Origin of the sequence: Vibrio sp. 10N.247.311.13 (assembly GCF_041467595.1) — a bacterium.
Taxonomy (GTDB): domain Bacteria; phylum Pseudomonadota; class Gammaproteobacteria; order Enterobacterales; family Vibrionaceae; genus Vibrio; species Vibrio crassostreae_C.
The window spans coordinates 1-20,981 of record NZ_JBFSUX010000032.1 but is presented as its reverse complement, the minus strand read 5'-3'; the positions used below and the strand labels follow the sequence as shown (position 1 = coordinate 20,981).

Here is a 20,981-nt window from a genome sequence, read left to right as displayed (position 1 = left end):
GGGCAGACTATGCAGTTATCGACAACACCACTGCAAGATGGGTTCTACTTTCCAGCTGAGTTTCATCCTATTGAAGAAGTTTGGTTGGCTTGGCCAGAAAGACGAGACAATTGGCGTGATAACGCCCTTCCTGCCCAGCAAACATTCGCTAGCATTGCGAATGCAATAGCAGAAGTGACTAAGGTTTGTGTCGCCGTGAGTGCGAAGCAATTTGATAAGGCGAGAACATTGCTTCATTCAGATATTCGGCTTGTTGAAATCCCATTCAATGATGCGTGGATGCGTGATATTGGGCCCACAGTGTTGGTGAATCAAGACGGCGAGCGTCGTGGAATCAACTGGCAGTTTAACGCTTGGGGTGGTGACTATAATGGCCTCTATGAAAACTGGCAGCAGGACGACCTAGTGGCTAGCTCAGTATGTGACATTATCGGAATTGATCACTACAACGCCCCATTCGTTTTAGAGGGGGGCTCAATTCATACTGATGGCGAAGGTACGCTCTATACAACAGAAGAGTGTTTGCTTAGTCCGGGACGCAACCCTGAGTTGAATCAACAACAGATAGAAACACATCTCAAAGAATATCTAGGTATTGAAAAGGTCATTTGGCTGCCTAAAGGACTATTCGATGATGAAACTGACGGACATGTTGATAATTTGATGCATGTAATTGCCCCGGGGAAAGTGGTATTGAGTTGGACAGATGATCCATCAGACCCACAATTCGCATTATCTCGTCAGGCGGAACAAGTGTTAAAAGATCAATCTGATGCTAAAGGTCGAGAGATTGAAATCATCCGTTTACCGTTGCCAGGGCCTTTGCACTATAGCGAAGCAGAAGCAAGCGGAATTGATAAAAGTGATGGAATGACACGTGATGCAGGGGAAAGGTTAAGTGCTTCTTATGCCAACTTTCTTATCGCGAATGGTTATGTGTTTTTGCCATTGCTCGATGATAGAACTGACGAGCAGGCAATAAAAATATTGCGGCAAGCGATGCCTGAACATCAAGTCGTTGGTATACCAACGCGTGAGGTTTTGCTGGGTGGAGGTAACATCCACTGCATTACTCAGCAGATCCCTGCTTAGGAAAACCATTATTAAAACAATGAACTATTGGTTTTCTGCTTGGTAGGGTAACTATCAGTAGACGCCAAGGTAAAGCTGTCAAAAGGAATCCCCATGCAACAAATTACAAATCAATCATTGCTGTCGTTTATGGTGCTAAATCAAGACCAAGGTATTGCTGTAAGTAACCCCGCGACGGGTGAAATACTTGGTTATGCACCAGTGTCGTCTGAACATGACATTTTAGATGGGGTCGACCGTGCAAGCGTCGCGCAAAAAGAGTGGGCTTTGCTGCCAGCCAAAACCCGTTCTGGTTTGCTACAAAAATGGTATCAGTTATTACTTGAAAACAAGGAAGATCTAGGTCGCCTGATGACGTTAGAGCAAGGAAAACCATGGGCAGAAGCACAAGGTGAGGTGTTGTACGGCGCAAGCTTTATCGAGTGGTTTGCTGAAGAAGCGAAGCGTACCTATGGTGAGACAATCCCAGCGCCAAGTAGCGACAAACGCCTTGTTACTATTAAACAACCTATTGGAGTAGCTTGTGCGATTACTCCGTGGAATTTTCCAATTGCAATGATAACTCGTAAGGCAGGTCCAGCACTTGCGGCTGGCTGTAGTTTTATTGTGAAGCCGTCTGAATCCACACCGTTATCTGCTTTTGCTGTAGCAGAGCTAGCATATCAAGCGGGCATTCCTCGTGATGTACTGCAAGTGGTATTGGGAGCGAATTCTCGTCAAGTTGGCGGTATTTTCACCTCACATCCTCTGATTCGTAAGCTCTCTTTCACGGGCTCTACGCAAGTTGGAAGAGTGCTGATGCAGCAAAGTGCAAACGACATCAAGCGAACGTCAATGGAGCTTGGTGGAAATGCACCATTTATCGTATTTGATGATGCAGATATTGATGCGGCTGTGCTTGGTGCAATGGCGTCTAAGTTTCGTAATGCCGGTCAAACCTGCGTCTGCGCTAACCGTTTTTATGTACATAACAAGGTGTACGATGAGTTTGTTGAAAAATTCAATGCGGCAGTGCAGCAGCTTAAAGTAGGCAATGGTCTAGAAGAGGGTGTAAATGTTGGTCCGGTAATCAGCGAATCAGCAAAACAAGGTATTCAGTCCCTCATTGACGGTGCAATCGAACAGGGCGCGAAACCAGTTACTGAGCCGAAAACTCTTGATGGTTTATTCATGCAACCTGTCGTTCTCAAAAACGTTACGCATGATATGGATATTGTCTCGCAAGAGATCTTTGGCCCAGTCGCTCCGGTGATCAAATTTGATGATGACCAACAGCTTATCGAAATGGCTAACGACACTATCTATGGCTTAGCGTCTTACTTCTATAGCCAAAATATCCACCGTGTATGGAAGATAGCAGAAGCGCTGGAATACGGCATGGTAGGAATTAACGAAGGCATGATCTCTACCGAGGTAGCCCCTTTCGGTGGAGTTAAGCAGTCCGGTATAGGGCGTGAAGGGGCAAAACAAGGTATCGATGAATACATGAGCATCAAATATCTCTGCTTTGGCGGCAACTAATCAAAGGACATGACAATGACAAATCAACAACTACATCAAAGAAGAAGCCAAGTTATCGCTCAAGGCATGGGCGCACTGTACCCACTTTATGTTGAAAAAGCAGAGAATGCTCACGTGTGGGATGTGGATGGAAATAAATATATCGACTTTGCTGCTGGTATCGCGGTGACGAATACAGGGCATGCAAATAAGCGTATCAACGAAGCGGTAAAGGCTCAACTGGATAACTTTTCACACACTTGTGCGATGGTAACGCCGTATGCCTCCTTTGTTGAACTGGCAGAAAAGCTCACAGAACTCGCCCCCGGTGACAGTGATAAAAAAGCGATTTTCCTGACAACAGGAGCTGAAGCGGTTGAGAATGCTGTGAAAGTAGCGAGAGCTCATACTGGCCGCAGTGGTGTGATTGCTTTTAAAGGTGGCTTCCACGGCCGCACTAATATGACCATGGGGCTAACGGGTAAAGTCGCGCCTTACAAAGCGGGCTTTGGCCCATTTCCAAATGAAATATTTCATGCACCTTACCCAAATGCTTTTCATGGCGTAAGCACAGAACAAAGCCTGCAAGCGCTCGATGATTTGTTTGCGTGTGATATTGAGCCATCACGCGTGGCGGCGATAATCTTTGAGCCTGTGCAAGGTGAAGGCGGTTTCTATCAAGCCCCCGCGGAGTTTGCTCAAGGCCTGCGTGAGTTGTGTGACAAATACGGCATTATGCTTATCGCGGATGAAATTCAAACGGGCTTTGCGCGCACGGGTAAAATGTTTGCCACTGAATATCTGGGCATTGAACCCGACATGATAACAATGGCAAAAGGTATTGCGGGTGGTTTCCCTATCTCAGCAGTAGTGGGAAAAGCCGGTGTTATGGATTCGGCACTACCAGGTGGCTTAGGTGGTACTTACGCTGGCTCTCCGTTGGGGTGTGTGGCTGGTTTAGAAGTCCTAAAAATTATCGAAGAAGAGCAATTGTGTGCTAAAGCAATGGGCATTGGTGAGGTTGTGAATGCCCGTATGAGCAAGCTACAGGAATCGGTTCCAGCTATTGGTGAAATACGTACCACTGGAGCGATGATGGCTATTGAGTTTACTGATCCAGAGTCAGGCAAGCCATTGCAGGACTTAACTAAAGCGGTGATAACGAAAGCACAAGAAAATGGTCTTATTCTGCTTTCGTGTGGTGTAAAAGCGAATGTAATTCGTCTGCTTCCACCATTAACTATTGAATCTGAAGTACTCAGCGAAGGCTTAGATAAGCTTGAGAAAATTATTCTGGAAGTTGTTTAGGATTTGAGTTAAGACATTGTATTTTAATATAAAGGTCATTGTAGATATTCTTTTCGTGCTTATAATGTCCCTTCCTGAAATGTATTTACACATTGAGGACGGGGCTGTGAATGAATAAGTAAGGCCGACATCACGTCGGCCTTTTTTCGCTTTTCTAGTTAGAGAGTATTTAATTATTCATCGCCAGTTTACCTAGCTTCATTGCAGCTGCATGGTGGCGGTGCATTAGTTGTTCCATGTCTACGCCAATCACAGCGCCATCGTTCACTCGCCACTTACCTGCAACCATCACTTTATCCGCTTGTTGAGCACCACAAAGTAGTAATGCGGCCAGTGGGTCGTGGCTGCCAGAAAAACGAATATCATCGAGCTTGAACATCGCGATATCGGCTTGTTTGCCAACCTCTAGTGTACCAATGTCGGTTCTGCCCATTGCCGCGGCAGAACCGGATGTCGCCCAGCGCAATGCATCAAAGTGTGAAACGTTGGCGGAACCATATTGCAGGCGTTGTAGATACATCGCCATGCGCACTTCGGCAATCATATTAGAGCCGTCGTTTGAGGCCGAACCATCCACACCTAGCCCGACTTTTACGCCTGCTGCTTCTAGATCGTTGTTTTTACAAATACCGGAAGCCAACATCATATTGGAAGTTGGGCAGTGACTGATACCAATGCCTGCTTTACCCAAACGTTTGATCTCTTCTGGATTGAAGTGAATACCATGAGCGAGCCAAGTGCGCTCGTTCAGCCAACCCACATCTTCTAGGTAATCAACTGGGCGCAAGCCAAACTTCTCTATACAGAAGTCTTCTTCATCGAGCGTTTCGCATAGGTGCGTGTGCATCATGACGTTTTCACGCTCACTGATCTTGGCGGTCTCTTTCATCAGGTCGGTAGTGACTGAGAACGGCGAACAAGGCGCGAGCGCGATTTGAATCATCGCCCCTTCATCACGCTGGTGGTAATCACGAATCAAGCGCTGGCTGTCATCAATGATGGTTTGTTCGGTTTGAATGGTGTGTCTTGGTGGCAATCCACCCTCATCTTCCCCTAGGCTCATGGAACCTCGGGTAAATATCACTCTAACGCCCAGTTTCTCTGCGGCCTCGACTTGCAAATCAATAGCGTGCTCAAGCCCGTCTGGTAGCAAGTAATGGTGATCGGAAGCAGTGGTACAGCCCGACATCATCAGCTCAACCAGAGCAAGCTCTGTTGCGAGGCTCATCATCTCCGAATCGAGGTTGGCCCAAACTGGGTAGAGGCTTTGTAGCCAATGGAAGAGTTCTTTATTGAGTGCGCCGGGGTAGGCTCGCGTTAGGGTTTGATAGAAGTGGTGGTGCGCATTGATAAGCCCAGGAGTCACAACATGACGAGAGGCGTCGGCGCTGTAATCTACGGGTAAGGTCGGCTCTTTGTGTTTGCCAACCAGTTCAATGATTTTATTATCTTTTATGACGATTCCGCCTTCTGCATCAGCCTGCGAGCCAGTGTAGATTGCGAGAGGATTCTTAATCCAGATGGTTTCCATTCATAGTAGTCCTTAGCCATCTCAGCCTTTTCAGGGAAGAGGGTCTTTGTTGGTATTTGCTGTTGAAAGATAAATTCGAATCAGGGCGTTAAAACGTTCAATGCTCTAATCAGCCCTGATCCTACGGAAATCGGTTTTACGTTAGTCAGTGAACCAGCTAGTTCGTTTTTGGCTCAGGGTCATCTGATGCTGCTTGAACGTCTGCTTCTGTACTTGCTTGATGAATCTCTAATTGCTCGTCTGAGTGTCGTTCTTCTTCAGCTTGTTCTTTCATTTCTAGCTCAACTTGCGCTTGGCTTTCGGCCAGTGCTTCTTGCTCTTCTGCTCGTGAAGACTTTGGTAAAACAAGGTTCAATAGCACCGTCATGATAGTACCGGTAGTGATGCCTGAGTGAAGAAAGTTCGCTAGATCATGCGGCAAGTGTTGCAGCAATCTTGGTTCGAAGGTGACGGCTAAGCCAGACGCTAAACCTACACAGATTACTAAGGCATTTCGCTTGGTGTCTGCGGCCTTGATCAACATGCGGATACCCGCGTAAGCAATCATCCCGAACATCACAAAGCCCACACCACCCAAAACAGGTTTCGGAATCGTGACGGCAATAGCGGCTAATTTCGGGAATAAACCACCTAAAATTAACAAACCACCGGTTGCAGCTACTACATAGCGACTTGCTACACCTGTGATACCCACAATACCGACGTTTTGGCTGAATGACGCCAGTGGCATCGCTGTTAAAATCGAAGACAAGGTACTACCAAGACCATCGCCTAGCAGTCCACGTTTTAGATCTTTACCGCTGACTTGGGTTTGGCAGTTGTTGCCAAGCGCCATGAAGTCACCGGTTGCTTCAGCGATAACCACGATGTACACCAAGCTCATGCTGATGATGGCACTAGCAGAAAACGTAAAGCCATACTTAAATGGTTCTGGGCCACCGACCCAAGCAGCAGAGCTGATCTGCTCAAGATCGACCATGCCGAGTGACAGCGCCACAATGTAACCACCCGCCAAACCAATCACGATGGCCGAAGCGGCAACCGCGCCTTTACAGTAAACCGATACGCCAACCACAATCCCCAAAGAGATCAGTGCTAGAAACAGCTTTGGCAGCGTGGCGAATTGTTCTGTGTTGGCAGGAGAGTCTCCGACCCAGTTCATGGCAACCGGTAAAATGGTTAAGCCGATTAAGGTAACCACTACACCACTTACCACGGTTGGGAACAGTTTCCGAACCTTGTCCATGTAGAAGCTGGCACCAATCACCACGAACGAGCCGATAAGCGCTGAGCCCATGATTGCGGCGACACCGCCTTCGTTGCCGATTGAAATGGCGACGCCCAAAAAGGCAAAGCTCGAACCCATCACCACGGGCAGTCGAATGCCAACAGGGCCAAAACCGAGACATTGAGCGACGGTCACAATACCTGACGCCAGCAGCGCAGCATTGATCAATGAAACGATCTCGGTGTTAGGCAAGCCAATTGACGCGCCGACAATAAGGGGAACAGCGACGATGCCACCAATCGAGGCGAGCATGTGCTGTAATGCGAGTAGGAAGGTTAAGCCGTGAGGCGGTCTTTCATTTAGGGTGTACAGAAGTTTCATTTGATATTCCTCTGCCTGTGTTTCCGTTTACAGGCGATTGGCGGTCAAATAATGACTTCTACAAACTGCGTAGGGTCATAAAAAAGGTGCATTAACCGAGCGGATATTTGTGTGTTCCGCTGATTAGTACAATTAGCTTTTTCTTAAAAACGTTGTTCTAGCATGTGTCTTGATAGCTCGGCCTGCGAACAAGCCAAGCGATAGTTACGTTGGGTGATTAACCGATGAACACGAGCTTCGCGACAAAAATAGCCGCTAAGAAGTACATCGAAATCGAGACGTCTTTTGTTTTACCTGTCGCCAGTTTCAGCACTGTGTAGGTAATGAAACCCAGTGCGATACCATTCGCGATAGAGAAGGTCAGAGGCATCATTAACGCTGTAATGGCTGCGGGAGCACCGTTGGTGAAGTCTTTCCAATCAACGTGCTGCATGCTGCTCATCATCACGAACGCTACGTAAATTAACGCGCCAGAGGTTGCGTAAGCTGGGATCATGCCTGCAAGTGGAGATAGGAAAATTGCCGCTAAGAACAACACCCCAACCACAATCGCAGATAGGCCTGTTCTTGCGCCTGCTGCAACGCCCGCTGCACTTTCTACGTAACTGGTTACTGGCGGACAACCCACACACGCACCTGCCACACTTGAGATACTGTCGGCTTTGAGCGCTTTGCTCAGGCCTTCAATTTTTCCTGTTTCAGGGTTAGTTAGGTTTGCACGCTCGGCCACGCCCATCAAAGTACCCGCGGTATCGAACATGTTTACAAAAAGGAAAGCTAAGATAACGCTGATCATTGAAACATCGAGAGCGCCCATAATGTCCATTTTTAGGAACGTAGGCGCTAAGCTTGGTGGAGCTGCGAAGAAGCCGTTGTAATGCACTAAGCCAAGCATCATGCCGACCAGAGTTACACTCAAAATACCGATTAGCACCGCACCAAACACTTTGCGTTCACTGAGAACCGCGATGATAAGGAACGCGATAGCGGCCAGTAGCGCTTCAGGTTTAGTGAAGTCACCTAATGATACCAGTGTTGCTGGGTTTTCGACGACGATACCTGCTGTTTTAAGGCCAATTAGACCTAAGAACAAACCAACACCCGCTGTCATGGCATAACGTAGACTCACTGGGATACTTTCAATTATCCATTGGCGGACTTTGTAGAAGCTCATCCCGACAAACAAGATGCCGGAGATAAACACCGCACCCAGTGCCACTTCCCAGCTGTAGCCCATTTCGCTTACTACCGTGAACGAGAAGAAGGCATTCAAGCCCATGCCCGGCGCAAGGCCGACAGGCCAGTTCGCAAATAACCCCATTAACAAACAACCGATAGCTGCACCAATACAGGTTGCGACGAATACCGCTCCTGCATCCATACCCGATGCGGCCATAATTTGTGGGTTAACGAAGATGATGTAAGCCATGGTTGCGAAGGTGGTGACACCGCCGACCAACTCATTTTTCACACTGCTTCCGTGGGCCTTAATTTTAAAGAGTTTCTCTAAAATTCCGTTATTCGCATCTTGGTTGAGTATTTCTGTTTTACTCTCACTCATGTCAGCAAGTCCTTTTATGTTGTGATCCATTTATTGAATACAGCGAGATTTCAATATTAAGTTTTAAGGTTTTTTCCTAGCCGCTATTTCTTTAGTTATCTGTTCTTTAGTCATCAACTTCTAACTAATAACGTTGTTAGTATTTTTATATGAGCGTGTTTAATGAGCGCGCATCATTTTAGATGCACGCACTAATCTGCTTAATACTTGTCGGTGAGCCTAGTTCGAAGCTCTAGGTCACGAGACTAACTGCCCCGATAGGTTGAGAAACTGTAAGGCGAGACGAGAAGAGGAACGTGATAATGCGCTTCTGGATCATCTAAGCCGAAACGAATAACCACATCGTCTAGGAAAGGCACGCCATCCAGCTCCACGCCTTTACTTCTGTAGTAATCGGCTACGTAAAACACCAATTGATATTTCCCCGGTCGGAAATCATTCCCTGCCAGAATCGGCGCATCGGTTCGGCCATCGGAGTTAGTGATTACCGTCGCCAGCTTTTCTGTTGAGTCTTCATTGACCTTATAAAGCTCTACCTTGATCTCTGCACCCGGTAAGCCGTGAGTCGTGTCTAATACGTGTGTTGTTAATCTTCCCATAGTCCTTTAATAGCGCTTTTGGCGCTCCTCTGTTCCGTGGTTTATCTGTCTGTTTCGACCTTGCAAAGAATGCAACTGGTCACTTTGTTATCACTAACTATGTACGAACTGTACACAATTAGTAAAGCGAATTGTTGGGAAAATGTTAACTATTGTGTCGTTTTTTCTGACTTTATAGATCTTGATTATCGTTTTTTGGTGAGCTTTTACTTTGTTAAGCTGTTGTTTTTAAATGACAATAGTGCGTAAATTTAACTTGAATAACAAAATCTTTACATTGAGATAAATAATTGTATACAATAAGTGTACAGGGGTAAGGTTGCTCTGTTTATCGAGAATCCATTTGGTTGAATCATTTGGCGACTCACTTAAAGAGCGGCTAAGCCAACCACTTATGTTAGGAGTACTTGGATGAATAAGGATTATTCAAGAAATTTGATCGGTTACGGAGCTAACCCTCCAAACCCTCAATGGCCAGGTAATGCGCGCGTCGCGGTTTCTTTTGTATTGAACTATGAAGAGGGCGGTGAGCGTTGTTTGTTACATGGAGACGACGAGTCTGAAGCTTTTCTTTCAGAGATCCCGTCAGCACAGCCGATTAAAGGCGAACGTCACATGAGCATGGAATCCATCTATGAATATGGTAGCCGTGCGGGTGTGTGGCGTGTTCTTCGCTTGTTCGATGAATATGAAATCCCACTGACCGTATTTGCTGTCGCAATGGCGATTGAGCGTCACCCAGAAGTAGCCAAAGCCATGGTCGAAGCGGGTCACGAAATCTGTAGCCACGGCTACCGCTGGATAGACTATCAATACATTGATGAATCTGAAGAGCGCGACCACATGACCAAAGCGATTGAGATCATCCAACAAGTGACGGGTCAACGCCCACAAGGTTGGTACACAGGTCGAACTGGTCCAAATACGCGTCGCTTAGTCGCAGAAGAAGGCGGCTTTCTTTACGACTCAGATGCCTATGATGATGACCTGCCTTATTGGCACACCGAGACTGGTCATCCTCAGCTAGTGATCCCTTATACACTCGATGTGAACGACATGCGTTTTTCAACGGCGCAAGGCTTTAACTCTGGTGAGCAGTTCTTCCAATATCTGAAAGACACGTTTGACACCCTTTATATGGAAGGCGAAACCGCACCGAAAATGATGTCGGTTGGGCTGCATTGTCGTCTGATTGGTCGCCCCGGTCGTATTGCTGCATTAAGACGTTTCTTAGATTACGTAAAACAGCACGACAGCGTGTGGTTATGTCGTCGAATCGATATCGCCAACCACTGGCACCAACATCATCCATATCAACCAAATAACGCTAATCATCAACAGCAAAAGTAACAGTGAAGCAAGGAGGCTTAACGTGACTGAATTTCGATCATGCCAACCAACAACCATGGACCGCGATACCTTTGTCGCTCACTTCGCTGATGTTTACGAGCACAGCCCATGGGTCGCAGAAGTGGTGTATGACCAAGGTTTGAATGCCGAAGATGACCATATCGAGAATCTTCATCTGAAAATGGCATCGACCTTGTTAAGTGCAGACCAAGGCAAACAGTTGGCTTTGATCAACGCTCACCCGGATTTAGCCGGTCGAGCAGCAGTAAACGGCGAACTCACCGAGTCGTCGACCAAAGAACAAGCGGGGGCGGGCATCGACCAGTGCAACGCCGAAGAATTTGAAAAATTCACTTCTTACAACAACAGCTACAAAAGTCGCTTCAATTTCCCTTTTATCATGGCGGTGAAGGGAGCCAATCGTTACCAAATTCTTGAGTCGTTCGAGATGCGATTAGGAAATGATAGTGAAACTGAGTTTGCTACGGCGATTCAAGAGATCAACAAGATCGCGATGTTTCGTCTCTGGGATATGTAAGTTAACGGAGTTAACAGCTATCTCAGCCCAGTCTTAGTGCGCTAAGAGCTCGCTTTATAAGCGAATAAGCCACTAAGTTCTCATTTTATTATTACTTGATTAATTGGATAGGATTACACGGACATGACCCAAACATTTGAACAATACATAAACCTTGCAGACGAAAAACTCGGCGCAGAAGCTATCTTCGCAACAGACGATTTTTTCGCGGATAAAAGCCGTCTACTCAGCCACGCAGCACCAGAGTGGAAAGACGACTTATATGACGATAACGGCAAGTGGATGGACGGTTGGGAAAGCAGACGTAAACGTGGTGAAGGTTACGACTACTGTGTCGTTCGCCTTGGCCTAGCTGGCACCATTGCCGGCGTTGATATTGATACCTCATTCTTCACAGGTAACTTCCCACCTTCGGCATCAATTGACGCGTGTTATTCACCACAAGGTGAGCCAACAGACGCAACAGAGTGGCAAGAAATTCTGCCTTCAATGGCACTACAAGGTGATCATCATCATCTTGAAGCGATCGAAAGTGACCAAGTATTTACGCACCTACGTTTGAACATCTACCCAGATGGCGGTGTTGCACGTTTACGTGTTTATGGCCGACCAAGTGTAGATTGGGACGCAATAGATTCTCAGCAACAAGTCGACCTAGCATCGGTTGAACACGGTGGCCGAGCACTCGCATGTAGTGACGAACACTACGGAAACAAAGCCAACATCTTAGGTCCTGGCCGCGGTGAAAACATGGGTGATGGCTGGGAAACAGCGCGTCGTCGTACACCAGGTAACGACTGGGTTATCGTGGCACTAGGCCACCCAGGCAACATCGAACGCATCGTAGTGGATACGGCTCATTTCAAAGGTAACTACCCTGACAGCTGCTCAATTCAAGCTGCTTACGTGAAAGGTGGTACCGACGACCAAGTAGAAACACAAAGCTTATTCTGGCGTGAACTGTTGCCTGCACAAAAGCTGCAAGCGCACGAGGTTCACGAATTCATTTCTGAGGTAAACGACCTTGGTGCGATTACCCACGTACGTGCAAACATATTCCCAGATGGTGGTATCAGCCGTTTGCGTCTGTTTGGTACGAAAGCGAAATAGGTAAGGAAATGAGTATGAGTAATGGAATACGTCGTTTATCCATCGAACCGTTAACCAAGCAGGCTTTTGCAGAGTTTGGCGATGTTATCGAGTCCGATAATAGTGATTTCTTCATGATCAACAGTGGATCAACACGTCGCTACCACAAGCTAGCGACAACGGATGTGCAAGACCAAGACGGAGAAGCGATCATCAGCATCTTCCAAGCCACACCGTTGAGCTACCCACTGACCATCAAAATGTTAGAGCGTCATCCACTTGGCTCTCAGGCATTCATTCCATTACTTGGTCAACCCTATTTAATTGTTGTTGCGCCAAAAGGCGACGATCCAACATTAGCCAATAGCCGAGCTTTCTTGAGCAACGGTCGTCAAGGAGTGAACTATCACAAAGGGGTGTGGCATCACCCAGTTCTCGCCCTCACCGAGCAAGACCAGTTCTTGATTGTCGATAGAGGCGGCGAAGGACACAACTGTGACGAAGTTTATTTCGACAGCGACCGAGTGGCGTTGCATTTGGACGATCTGCCAACGGACGACAATAAGGAAGAGCAACGCTTAGCTAAAGCGTTGTGATACAGGAGTTTATTATGGATCCGCATATTACAGAATGGTTGAATCTAGCAATACGCTGGGCTCACATGATTGTTGGTGTTGCGTGGATAGGCGCATCATTTTACTTTGTTTGGTTAGAGAACAACCTTAACCGAGTAAACCCAAAAACGGGCCTTTCAGGCGACTTATGGGCAATTCACGGCGGTGGTATTTATCACCTAGAAAAATACAAACTTGCGCCACCAGAGATGCCAGAGCACCTGCACTGGTTTAAATGGGAAGCTTACTTCACGTGGATCACCGGTGTGTGTCTACTGGGTGTGGTTTACTACCTCAACGCGGAGATTTACCTGATTGCACCGGGCTCTGGCCTTGATTCAACAACGGCAATCGCGATTGGTATTGGTTCATTCGTTGCCGGTTGGTTTATTTACGACTTACTGTGTGACTCACCATTAGGCAAAACCCCCGTGTTGCTTGGCGTTGTGCTGTTTGTGCTGCTTGTTGCTGCGACCTATGGTCTAACCCAAGTGTTCAGTGGCCGTGGTGCTTACATTCATGTTGGTGCAATTATTGGTACCATCATGGTGGGTAACGTATTCCGCGTTATCATGCCTGCACAGCGCAACCTGGTGAAAGCGATTGAAGAGAAGCGCGAACCGGATCCGGCACTGCCAGCGAAGGGCTTACTGCGTTCTCGTCACAACAACTACATGACACTGCCAGTGCTGTTCATCATGATCAGTAACCACTTCCCAAGCACTTATGGCTCGGAATACAACTGGCTGATTCTTGCTGGCCTAGCAATCTTCAGTATCTTGGTGCGTCACTACTTCAACACACGTCATGGTAGCCAAAAGTTTGCATGGACTGTACCTGTAGCTGCATTAGGTATGATCACGCTTGCGTTTGTTACCTCGCCTTACGCGAAAAAACAGATGACTCCAGTTGTACAAGCTCCAGTGGTTCAAGAAGTGCAAGTAAGCGCGACTGAATCAGCGACAGAAGAGGCTGCTTCGATCGCCACCGCTTCAACGACGGCCAGTTCTCAAGCTGTTCCTGCAGACCACGCAATGCAAACGGCTAGCGCAGGTGTAAGCTTTGAAACCATCAACAAAGTCATTCAAGAGCGCTGTTCTGTGTGTCACTCATCAACCCCGAGCCACGCTGCTTTTGCTGCTGCGCCAGCCGGTGTGATGTTTGATACCCCAGAAGAGATTAAAGCCAACGTACCAAGGATTATTGCTCAAACGGTAACAACCAAGGTGATGCCGCTTGGTAACATGACTCAAATGACCGACGAAGAACGCGCACTCATCGGCACTTGGGTAGAGCAAGGCGCTACGCTTCAATAATGATGTGAATCCTTTACCTAAGAGCATGAGTCTTAGGTGAGGCTTGGGGAGAGTTTGGTTTACGGGTACGCGCCAAACTCATCCCACCCTGTTTCCCCGGTTCCTATAACCGGGGCTTTTTGTTTTTGGACAAAGGTAATGCAGATTTATCATTCAGTTGGTGACTCTAGGTGCATATGTGAATTAAAGTGTGCTGTTGGTTGTTCCTGTCTAGTCGGGCAGAGTGTTGATGTTCAAGATCAGTTGAGAGAGTTATGAAAAATATCGTTGTATTTAATACTGAAACAGCAGAGCACCGAGTTTTTGACGTATCAGATTCTGATGCGGAGAATTATCAAGAGATACGTTCTTTGCTAGTCAAAGCTTTAGATCTAGAAATTATTTATGACCAAATAATTGAAGCATATTGGGACTTCAAAAATAAAGTTAATTATTGGAATTTAAGGTCTATTTCAACCCCGTTTGCTGACTATGTACTAAACCATGAAATTCGTAGCTCTTTGAATAGTTTGGCTTTTAACTTGTTCAACTTAAGTAAGTTATATCTTGATTGGCATTTTAATGAACGGAAGAAGCGATGTTTTGCATTTGAGATTACGAATGACGAAGCTGCTAGAGTTGCTGTCGAATCACAACGTCAGGATATTTACGACTCAAATATTCATTACGTAGTTGGCTGCGACTTGAGAGGACATAGCCAACATAGCGCTTTACCTGTAAGAACTTTTACTACTGGTGTTCGCTACGATCACGAAACATCAAGTCGCACTGCTCATTTCAGTATTTTTTACGATTACGATGACCTAGTTAAAGCTGGTGTCCCAAAGAAAAAATTATCACATGATATTAAGCTAGAACTCTCAGAAATTATCGACGGTTTCGTATACGCGATTTCTCAAAAGCACATGTTGAATCGTGAGTTATCCGATTCAATTGTTCGTGATGGCCGTGAAAGATATTTGACTAAGTGGCAAAGTTTGGTCAATGACACGAATTTTGAACGGTATCGTTGCGAACTACATTTGGAAGGTGGTGAAAAGCATGTGTTATCTCTTGAGTGGTTTGAGGTGTACGGTCATCTCCAATTAAAGCATCGTAGGTCAATAGATTACTCAGCGATTCGGTTCGAAAAGTGAGTTAGATATAATCAAAAATGAGTTGTATGTAGTTTTAATCACAGTGTCTGAGCTATTAAATAGGGTTTAAGGAAAAGACAAATATGGATATTGCCGTACTAACATTTGATGGATTTAACGAGCTAGATTCTTTCATCGCATCGGGTATTTTGAATCGAATGAAAGAGTTTGGTTGGAATGTGCAGATTACTAGCCCTACAGAATCAGTGACTTCAATGAATGGAGTCACAATTAAATCTCAACAGCCTTTAGAGTTCGCGAATACAGCTGATGCGGTGTTGTTTGGTAGTGGCATGTTGACCCGCGATGTCGCCCAAGATGATAAATTACTCTCAAGGTTAAACCTTAATCCACAAACACAATTGATTGGTGGTCAATGCTCAGGGACTTTATTGATGTCGGTATTGGGGTTACTGAATCAAGTTCCAGCCTGTACTGATTTAACAACGAAGCCATGGGTAATTGAATCCGGTGTGAACGTGTTGGACCAGCCGTTTTATGCGGAAGGTAACATTGCTACAGCGGGTGGCTGTTTGTCGTCTAAATACTTAGCTGCATGGGTTATCAGTAAACTCGCAGACCAAGCACATGCCGAAGCTGCAATTCACTATGTTGCGCCTGTTGGTGAGAAAGAAGACTCTGTGAATCATTGCATGTCGATAGTAAGTACTTACGTTTAAACTGATTCATTGCGTGCGCAGTCCTGTATAAGGTTCTTGATATGAATCTCTACCCATGGCATTTTTAGTCCAAATTGACTTTACTTAGGACAAAAAATGGAAGACTTGATAGTCGCGTATTTTAGGGCATTGAGCTCATTCTTTAGGTATCTGTTTCAGTCGATATTGATTGAGTTCATTGGTTACGGAGCTGGCTGGATAGTCTGTAAAGTATTCACATTAGGGCGCTTTCCCCCATTGATTCCAATTGAAAAAGAGCGAACCAGAATTTCTTATGTCGGGGCGATTAGCATCGTATTGTTTCTGTTAGCAATTGGTGTGTTCAATAGTTTGTGATTCGGAGTGAAGATATATGAAATTTTACCCTGCGGAACAATACCAAGCGGCTTGCAACGAGCTGTTTGTCCGATACGAACGTGACATCAAAAAGCTAATCCTTAATGCGAGAGTTGAGCACGTAGGCGCATCTTCTATTCCATCTGCAGTATCTAAAGGCGACTTGGATATATTCGTCGGTATTGAATCGAGTGAACTTGAGTACGCCATTGAACAACTCACAACACTCGGCTTCAATGAGAAACTCGATACCTTAAGAACGCCGGAACTGTGCATGTTGGAGTCTACATCAGGACATGACGTGGCCTTGCAAGTAGTTGCCAATGGTTCTGAGTTCGAATGTTTTCTAAGGTTTCGTGACAAGCTACGTGCGGATCCGGAATTAGTGGAGCAATACAACACCCTCAAAATGTCTTGTGAAGATTGGTCGCAAGAAGAGTACCGTGAAAAGAAGTCGGCTTTTATCGAGCATGTGTTGGCTTTGAAATAACAACAAGTTTCGATTGGATATTATTCATCCAAATCCTAACTTTTTGTGCTGTTTTTACTTTCCTCTTACACTCTTTTCAAATATCGAACCTAGTATCAAATTTCTCTTTGTTATACAGGCAAGTATCTCATTATGAAGAACTTCTTTGATAGCGAACTCATGCTCTCTAGCTCTTTGAATTTCGTTTTGCTATCGCTTGGGCTAACGCTCCTTTTTCATCTTCCGATTTGGTGTGGGTTCAACTTGAGCCGACGAAAATGGAAGCTCATGGATTATTTATGGCCGTTCTTGGCGGGTATCGGGATGCTGGGTGCGGTGTCTGAGATTCGTGCGAAAGTAGCGGGCGATTGGGTTGAAACCGAACAAACCAGAGCGGTGGCGATTTTAGAATCGGTTCAGCAGTTTTCTTTGGATAAGCTGCGAAGTGATACCTGCACAGGTCAACCATCTTTGGATAATCACGCTCAGCACCATGAAGCGTGTTTGTGGTATTTGAATACGGCGATCACGTTCAAAGACGTTGATTTCACCTTGTTACCCAACGCATCGGATTTTACAGTTCCTGCGCCTAGTGTATCGCTGGTGGAAAGTGATGCCGTGTGGGTGGATGGTATGCTGAGTCAGTATGAGATGCAGAAAAACCAATACATAAAAACCAGAGAAGCGCAGGTGAAGCAGCCATTAGAAAGCCTCTTCTGGTATGTGAGTCCTTACTTAGTCTGTTTCGCTATTGCTCTGCGCCTTACTAAAGTGACGGCAGAGCTTAAACTGGATAAGTGCGTAAACAATTAACTCGACATAGACAGCGCGAACGACAGTAAAATAGGCAAGGTAACCACACTTAGGAAGTTGCCGAACAACACCATAGATGCGACCTTGGGAGGCTCGACATTGAACCTTTCTGCAAACAGGTAGTTCATCACGGCAGGTGGCAGCATGGTGAACAGCACCATCATTTGTAGGTGCAGCGTTGGCAGCGGGATAAAGAAGTAGATGATGGCGAAGGCGATGGCACCAGTAAACAGCGATTGAGCCGTACACAGCAAGCCAACTTTGAGTCCGCTTAGCTTCAAGTTCACCATTTGCGAACCCAACGACAACAGCATGATGGGCACGGCTGCTTGGCCGAGTAGCGATGTTGCTTCGTAGATTGGATTCCATACTGCAATGCCAGACAGGTTGAGAGTCATCGCTAATGCTGCGGCTAAGAATATCGGCATCTTGAGGATCTGTTTGATCGGATTACCTTCGCTTAGTAGCGCTAAACCGACACTAATGTGCACGCATGCCGATACCACAAACAGCAATACCGCAGGGGCTAATGCACTCTCACCAAAGGTATAGGTGAACAGGGGAATGGCCAAGTTGCCACTGTTGCGGAACATATGTGGCGGCGCCCAAGCTTTGAAGTTGAGCTTAAAGATCTTACAGATTGGTATCATCAATAAAGCGGGCACCAACACCGCGACCAAAGAGGCGGTGATGAGTGGCAGTTGTTCGGTGTCGAGAGGCATGGTGGTCAGCGAGGCAAACACTAGCGCAGGAATACACACATCCATGTTGATGCGATTGATCGGTTTGAAATCGGGCTTGAGCCAACGACCCACCGCAAAGCCAGCACTGGCTAAAGCAAAAACGGGAAACAGAATGCTGACGACCTGTTCGAACATAGAATTCCTTTCTAGATTGAGTGCTTCCATTTAGCTGAGAAACGAATGTTTTAGAGAGACGCTAAAGTGAAGTATGAAGTCGATATGTATAAACATTAACCTATCAATATAATGACTTGGCGTCACCGAAGATCGTTGTTTGTGAACGGTTAATTTATATTTCTTTGAATGAAGCACAAAAAAGACCAGTGGCATCAGCAACTGGTCTTTCAAGGCTAGATAAATCTGGACGGATTTTTAATTAACGACGGCTGTCGCTGTCTAGCGATTGTTACTCGGTTTTCAGTCTAGCTAACGAGCTTTTGATAATCTTTGAAATTCACATCGTAGGCTTTCTCGCCGTAGATGTAAGTCTCGCTGACGGTTCTGTCGTCACCCAGGCTCATCAATACAAATAGCTTCTCTTCAAGCTTGGTCGCTTGTTCCATTCTAAAGCGCATCAATTGTGTGGCGTGTAAGTCCAACACCACGAAATCGGCTTCTTTTCCTACTTCCAAGTTGCCAATCTTGTCTTCTAAATGCAGTGAACGTGCACCACCTAATGTGGCTAAGAATAGCGACTTAGCTGGGTGCAATTTCTTATGTTGAAGCTGCATGATCTTATAGGCTTCACTCATGGTTTGTAGGATTGAGAAGCTAGTGCCTGCGCCGACATCAGTCCCCATACCAACACGAATGCCGTGCTCTTCCATTTCTGGTAATCGGAATAAACCTGAGCCTAAGAACAGGTTAGAGGTCGGGCAGAAAGCAATGGCAGATTCCGTGTCGGCTAGGCGCTTACATTCGCAATCAGACAAGTGAATGCCATGGGCGAAAACCGAACGTTTGTGCAGTAGGCCATAGTGGTCATACACATCCAAATAGCTGTCGCGCTCTGGGAACAGTTCTTTTACCCATTCAATCTCTTTCTCGTTTTCAGAAAGGTGCGTGTGCATATACACATCTGGGTACTCTTCTAGCAATTTACCAACGGTAGCCAATTGTTCTGGTGTACTGGTTGGCGCGAAACGAGGTGTCACGGCATAAAGCAAACGGCTGCGGTTGTGCCATTTCTCAATCAGTTCTTTGGAGTCGGCGTAGCCAGATTCTGGCGTGTCGGTGAGGTAATCAGGCGCATTGCGATCCATCAAAACCTTACCCGCAATCATACGTAGGTTGCGCTTCTCAGCTTCTTCAAAGAAAACGTTAACCGACTCTTTGTGTACCGTGCCGAACACGAGTGCCGTGGTGGTGCCGTTGCTTGCTAATTCATCTAGGAATAGCTTCGCCACTTTGTGTGCGTAGACTGGGTTTTTGAAGCGCTTTTCTTCTGGGAAGGTGTAGTTCTCTAACCAATCAAGAAGTTGCTCACCGTAAGACGCGATCATCCCTGTTTGAGGGTAGTGGATGTGCGTATCAATAAAGCCAGAGGTAATCAGCTTGTCTTTGTATTCTTTTACTTCGAGTGTTTTAGGTTGGCGAGCCAATACCTCATCGGCATGGCCTAAGTCGACGACATGGCCGTTCTCAACCACTAAAACACCGTCTTCAAAATAGTCGTAAGACTCATCGATACCGACATCTTTTGGGTCGGCGACGCTGTGTAAAATGCTGGCGCGATAAGCTTTGCGTTGCGTTGTCATGTTTACTTCCTTTTAATGACTTCAGCGACGTTATGGCCACTGAAGCTTTGCGACTTGTGTTAGGCGATCTTCTCTTCCAATGGTGGTTCGCCTACGTCGCTTGGTTGACTGTGTTGATCGGTCAAATCCTGATTTCGATATTGTTTGGTTGGGCGCTTTTGTTCAAGTGCTTGGCCTTGATAGTGTGCGATCAGTTCACCGGCAACCGATACTGCGATTTCCGCAGGATGTTTGCCATTCACCGCACTTATACCAATCGGGCAAAGCATGGTTTCAATTTGTTCTTGGCTATAGCCGCGTTGCTCTAAGCGGAAATCGAACTTCTTGCGCTTAGTGAGTGATCCAATCATTCCGAAGTAACGGCTGTCTTCACGGTCGATAATCGCTTTGGTTAAATCGAAATCAAGCTGGTGGTTGTGGGTCATCACAAGGTAATAGCTGTTCGGTGGCATGTGTTTTACTTCACCGACTGGATCATCTGAGACAAGCTTCTTCACACCGTGTGGTAGCGTTTCAGGAAATACTTCTTCACGCTCATCAATCCAGGTCACACGGAAGGGCAGAGTCGCCACAATGTGCAGCAGCGCCTTGGCAACATGACCTGCGCCGAACAGCACAAGGTGGTTCTGTTGAGTGCCAATCGGCTCAAAGCTTAACGTTGCCATTCCGCCACAACACTGGCCTAAGCGAGCACCTAGGTTGAAGCGTTCCACTTTGAGTGATTTTTCGCTGGCAATCAGCATTTCACGCGCCATTTTAGTGGCCACATGTTCAAGGTGACCACCACCAATCGTAGCGATGATTCGGTCACGAGTGACAAGCATTTTGGTGCCCGCATCGCGTGGAACGGAACCTCTGTCTTCAAGAACCGTCACCATCACACATGGTTCGTAGTTCTCTTCAAGTTTTGCCAGTTCGTGAATCCAATTATCCTTAAACA

Annotated in this window: 20 protein-coding genes; 13 read left to right on the top strand and 7 right to left on the bottom strand. The window is 46.3% G+C overall.

Annotated features, from left to right (window positions below; genetic code table 11):
• Nucleotides 1-9: 9 nt before the first annotated feature.
• From aguA to gabT, 3 genes are all read left to right on the top strand, one after another.
• Complete coding sequence (gene aguA, locus AB6E52_RS14055) at nucleotides 10-1,092, top strand: agmatine deiminase (protein ID WP_017065007.1); 1,083 nt, start codon at nucleotides 10-12, stop codon at nucleotides 1,090-1,092.
• Nucleotides 1,093-1,185: 93 nt separating this feature from the next.
• The gene (locus tag AB6E52_RS14050; RefSeq protein WP_198594326.1) at nucleotides 1,186-2,613 is read left to right on the top strand and encodes an NAD-dependent succinate-semialdehyde dehydrogenase; all 1,428 of its coding nucleotides are present in this window, start codon (nucleotides 1,186-1,188) and stop codon (nucleotides 2,611-2,613) included.
• 15 nt (nucleotides 2,614-2,628) lie between these two features.
• A complete protein-coding gene (gene gabT, locus AB6E52_RS14045; RefSeq protein ID WP_102320842.1) occupies nucleotides 2,629-3,900 on the top strand; it encodes a 4-aminobutyrate--2-oxoglutarate transaminase in 1,272 nt (423 codons plus the stop codon).
• A 169-nt stretch (nucleotides 3,901-4,069) separates the two neighbouring features.
• Here gabT and AB6E52_RS14040 read toward each other — a convergent pair whose 3' ends face one another.
• The 4 genes from AB6E52_RS14040 to uraH form a co-directional block, all read right to left on the bottom strand.
• Nucleotides 4,070-5,431, bottom strand: coding sequence for an 8-oxoguanine deaminase (locus AB6E52_RS14040; RefSeq protein WP_102320843.1), 1,362 nt, complete (start codon nucleotides 5,429-5,431; stop codon nucleotides 4,070-4,072).
• Between the two features lie 157 nt (nucleotides 5,432-5,588).
• Nucleotides 5,589-7,040, bottom strand: coding sequence for a nucleobase:cation symporter-2 family protein (locus AB6E52_RS14035; protein ID WP_102320844.1), 1,452 nt, complete (start codon nucleotides 7,038-7,040; stop codon nucleotides 5,589-5,591).
• A gap of 217 nt (nucleotides 7,041-7,257) precedes the next feature.
• A complete protein-coding gene (locus tag AB6E52_RS14030) occupies nucleotides 7,258-8,601 on the bottom strand; it encodes an NCS2 family permease (protein WP_102320845.1) in 1,344 nt (447 codons plus the stop codon).
• Nucleotides 8,602-8,846: 245 nt separating this feature from the next.
• Nucleotides 8,847-9,200 (bottom strand): hydroxyisourate hydrolase, encoded by a 354-nt coding sequence (uraH, locus tag AB6E52_RS14025; protein WP_017083063.1) that lies wholly within the window; start codon nucleotides 9,198-9,200, stop codon nucleotides 8,847-8,849.
• A 411-nt stretch (nucleotides 9,201-9,611) separates the two neighbouring features.
• Here uraH and puuE point away from each other — a divergent pair, with 411 nt between their 5' ends.
• The 10 genes from puuE (at nucleotide 9,612) to AB6E52_RS13975 (ending at nucleotide 17,541) form a co-directional block, all read left to right on the top strand.
• Nucleotides 9,612-10,550 (top strand): allantoinase PuuE, encoded by a 939-nt coding sequence (gene puuE, locus AB6E52_RS14020; protein WP_017076962.1) that lies wholly within the window; start codon nucleotides 9,612-9,614, stop codon nucleotides 10,548-10,550.
• A gap of 22 nt (nucleotides 10,551-10,572) precedes the next feature.
• Nucleotides 10,573-11,088 (top strand): 2-oxo-4-hydroxy-4-carboxy-5-ureidoimidazoline decarboxylase, encoded by a 516-nt coding sequence (uraD, locus tag AB6E52_RS14015; protein ID WP_017067791.1) that lies wholly within the window; start codon nucleotides 10,573-10,575, stop codon nucleotides 11,086-11,088.
• Nucleotides 11,089-11,211: 123 nt separating this feature from the next.
• On the top strand, nucleotides 11,212-12,198 hold the full coding sequence (alc, locus tag AB6E52_RS14010; RefSeq protein WP_102320846.1) for an allantoicase: 987 nt from the start codon (nucleotides 11,212-11,214) through the stop codon (nucleotides 12,196-12,198).
• 14 nt (nucleotides 12,199-12,212) lie between these two features.
• Nucleotides 12,213-12,773 (top strand): ureidoglycolate lyase, encoded by a 561-nt coding sequence (locus tag AB6E52_RS14005; RefSeq protein ID WP_017083066.1) that lies wholly within the window; start codon nucleotides 12,213-12,215, stop codon nucleotides 12,771-12,773.
• Between the two features lie 14 nt (nucleotides 12,774-12,787).
• Entirely contained in the window at nucleotides 12,788-14,107 is a 1,320-nt protein-coding gene (locus AB6E52_RS14000; RefSeq protein ID WP_102320847.1) for a urate hydroxylase PuuD, read from the top strand.
• Between the two features lie 254 nt (nucleotides 14,108-14,361).
• The gene (locus AB6E52_RS13995) at nucleotides 14,362-15,243 is read left to right on the top strand and encodes a hypothetical protein (RefSeq protein ID WP_050647480.1); all 882 of its coding nucleotides are present in this window, start codon (nucleotides 14,362-14,364) and stop codon (nucleotides 15,241-15,243) included.
• A gap of 83 nt (nucleotides 15,244-15,326) precedes the next feature.
• Nucleotides 15,327-15,923, top strand: a complete 597-nt coding sequence (locus AB6E52_RS13990) for a DJ-1/PfpI family protein (RefSeq protein ID WP_102320848.1) — start codon at nucleotides 15,327-15,329, stop codon at nucleotides 15,921-15,923.
• A gap of 96 nt (nucleotides 15,924-16,019) precedes the next feature.
• A complete protein-coding gene (locus AB6E52_RS13985) occupies nucleotides 16,020-16,259 on the top strand; it encodes a hypothetical protein (protein ID WP_102320849.1) in 240 nt (79 codons plus the stop codon).
• A gap of 16 nt (nucleotides 16,260-16,275) precedes the next feature.
• Entirely contained in the window at nucleotides 16,276-16,749 is a 474-nt protein-coding gene (locus AB6E52_RS13980) for a GrpB family protein (RefSeq protein WP_017064997.1), read from the top strand.
• Nucleotides 16,750-17,016: 267 nt separating this feature from the next.
• A complete protein-coding gene (locus AB6E52_RS13975) occupies nucleotides 17,017-17,541 on the top strand; it encodes a hypothetical protein (RefSeq protein WP_102320850.1) in 525 nt (174 codons plus the stop codon).
• On the opposite strand, the gene AB6E52_RS13970 is transcribed toward AB6E52_RS13975, so the two are convergent.
• The 3 genes from AB6E52_RS13970 to xdhC form a co-directional block, all read right to left on the bottom strand.
• Nucleotides 17,538-18,419, bottom strand: a complete 882-nt coding sequence (locus AB6E52_RS13970) for an AEC family transporter (protein WP_004732869.1) — start codon at nucleotides 18,417-18,419, stop codon at nucleotides 17,538-17,540. The genes AB6E52_RS13975 and AB6E52_RS13970 overlap by 4 nt on opposite strands.
• 287 nt (nucleotides 18,420-18,706) lie before the next feature.
• Nucleotides 18,707-20,041, bottom strand: coding sequence for a guanine deaminase (gene guaD, locus AB6E52_RS13965; protein ID WP_102320851.1), 1,335 nt, complete (start codon nucleotides 20,039-20,041; stop codon nucleotides 18,707-18,709).
• Between the two features lie 59 nt (nucleotides 20,042-20,100).
• Nucleotides 20,101-20,981: xanthine dehydrogenase accessory protein XdhC (gene xdhC, locus AB6E52_RS13960; protein ID WP_372189957.1), on the bottom strand; the 881-nt coding region annotated here is incomplete at its 5' end.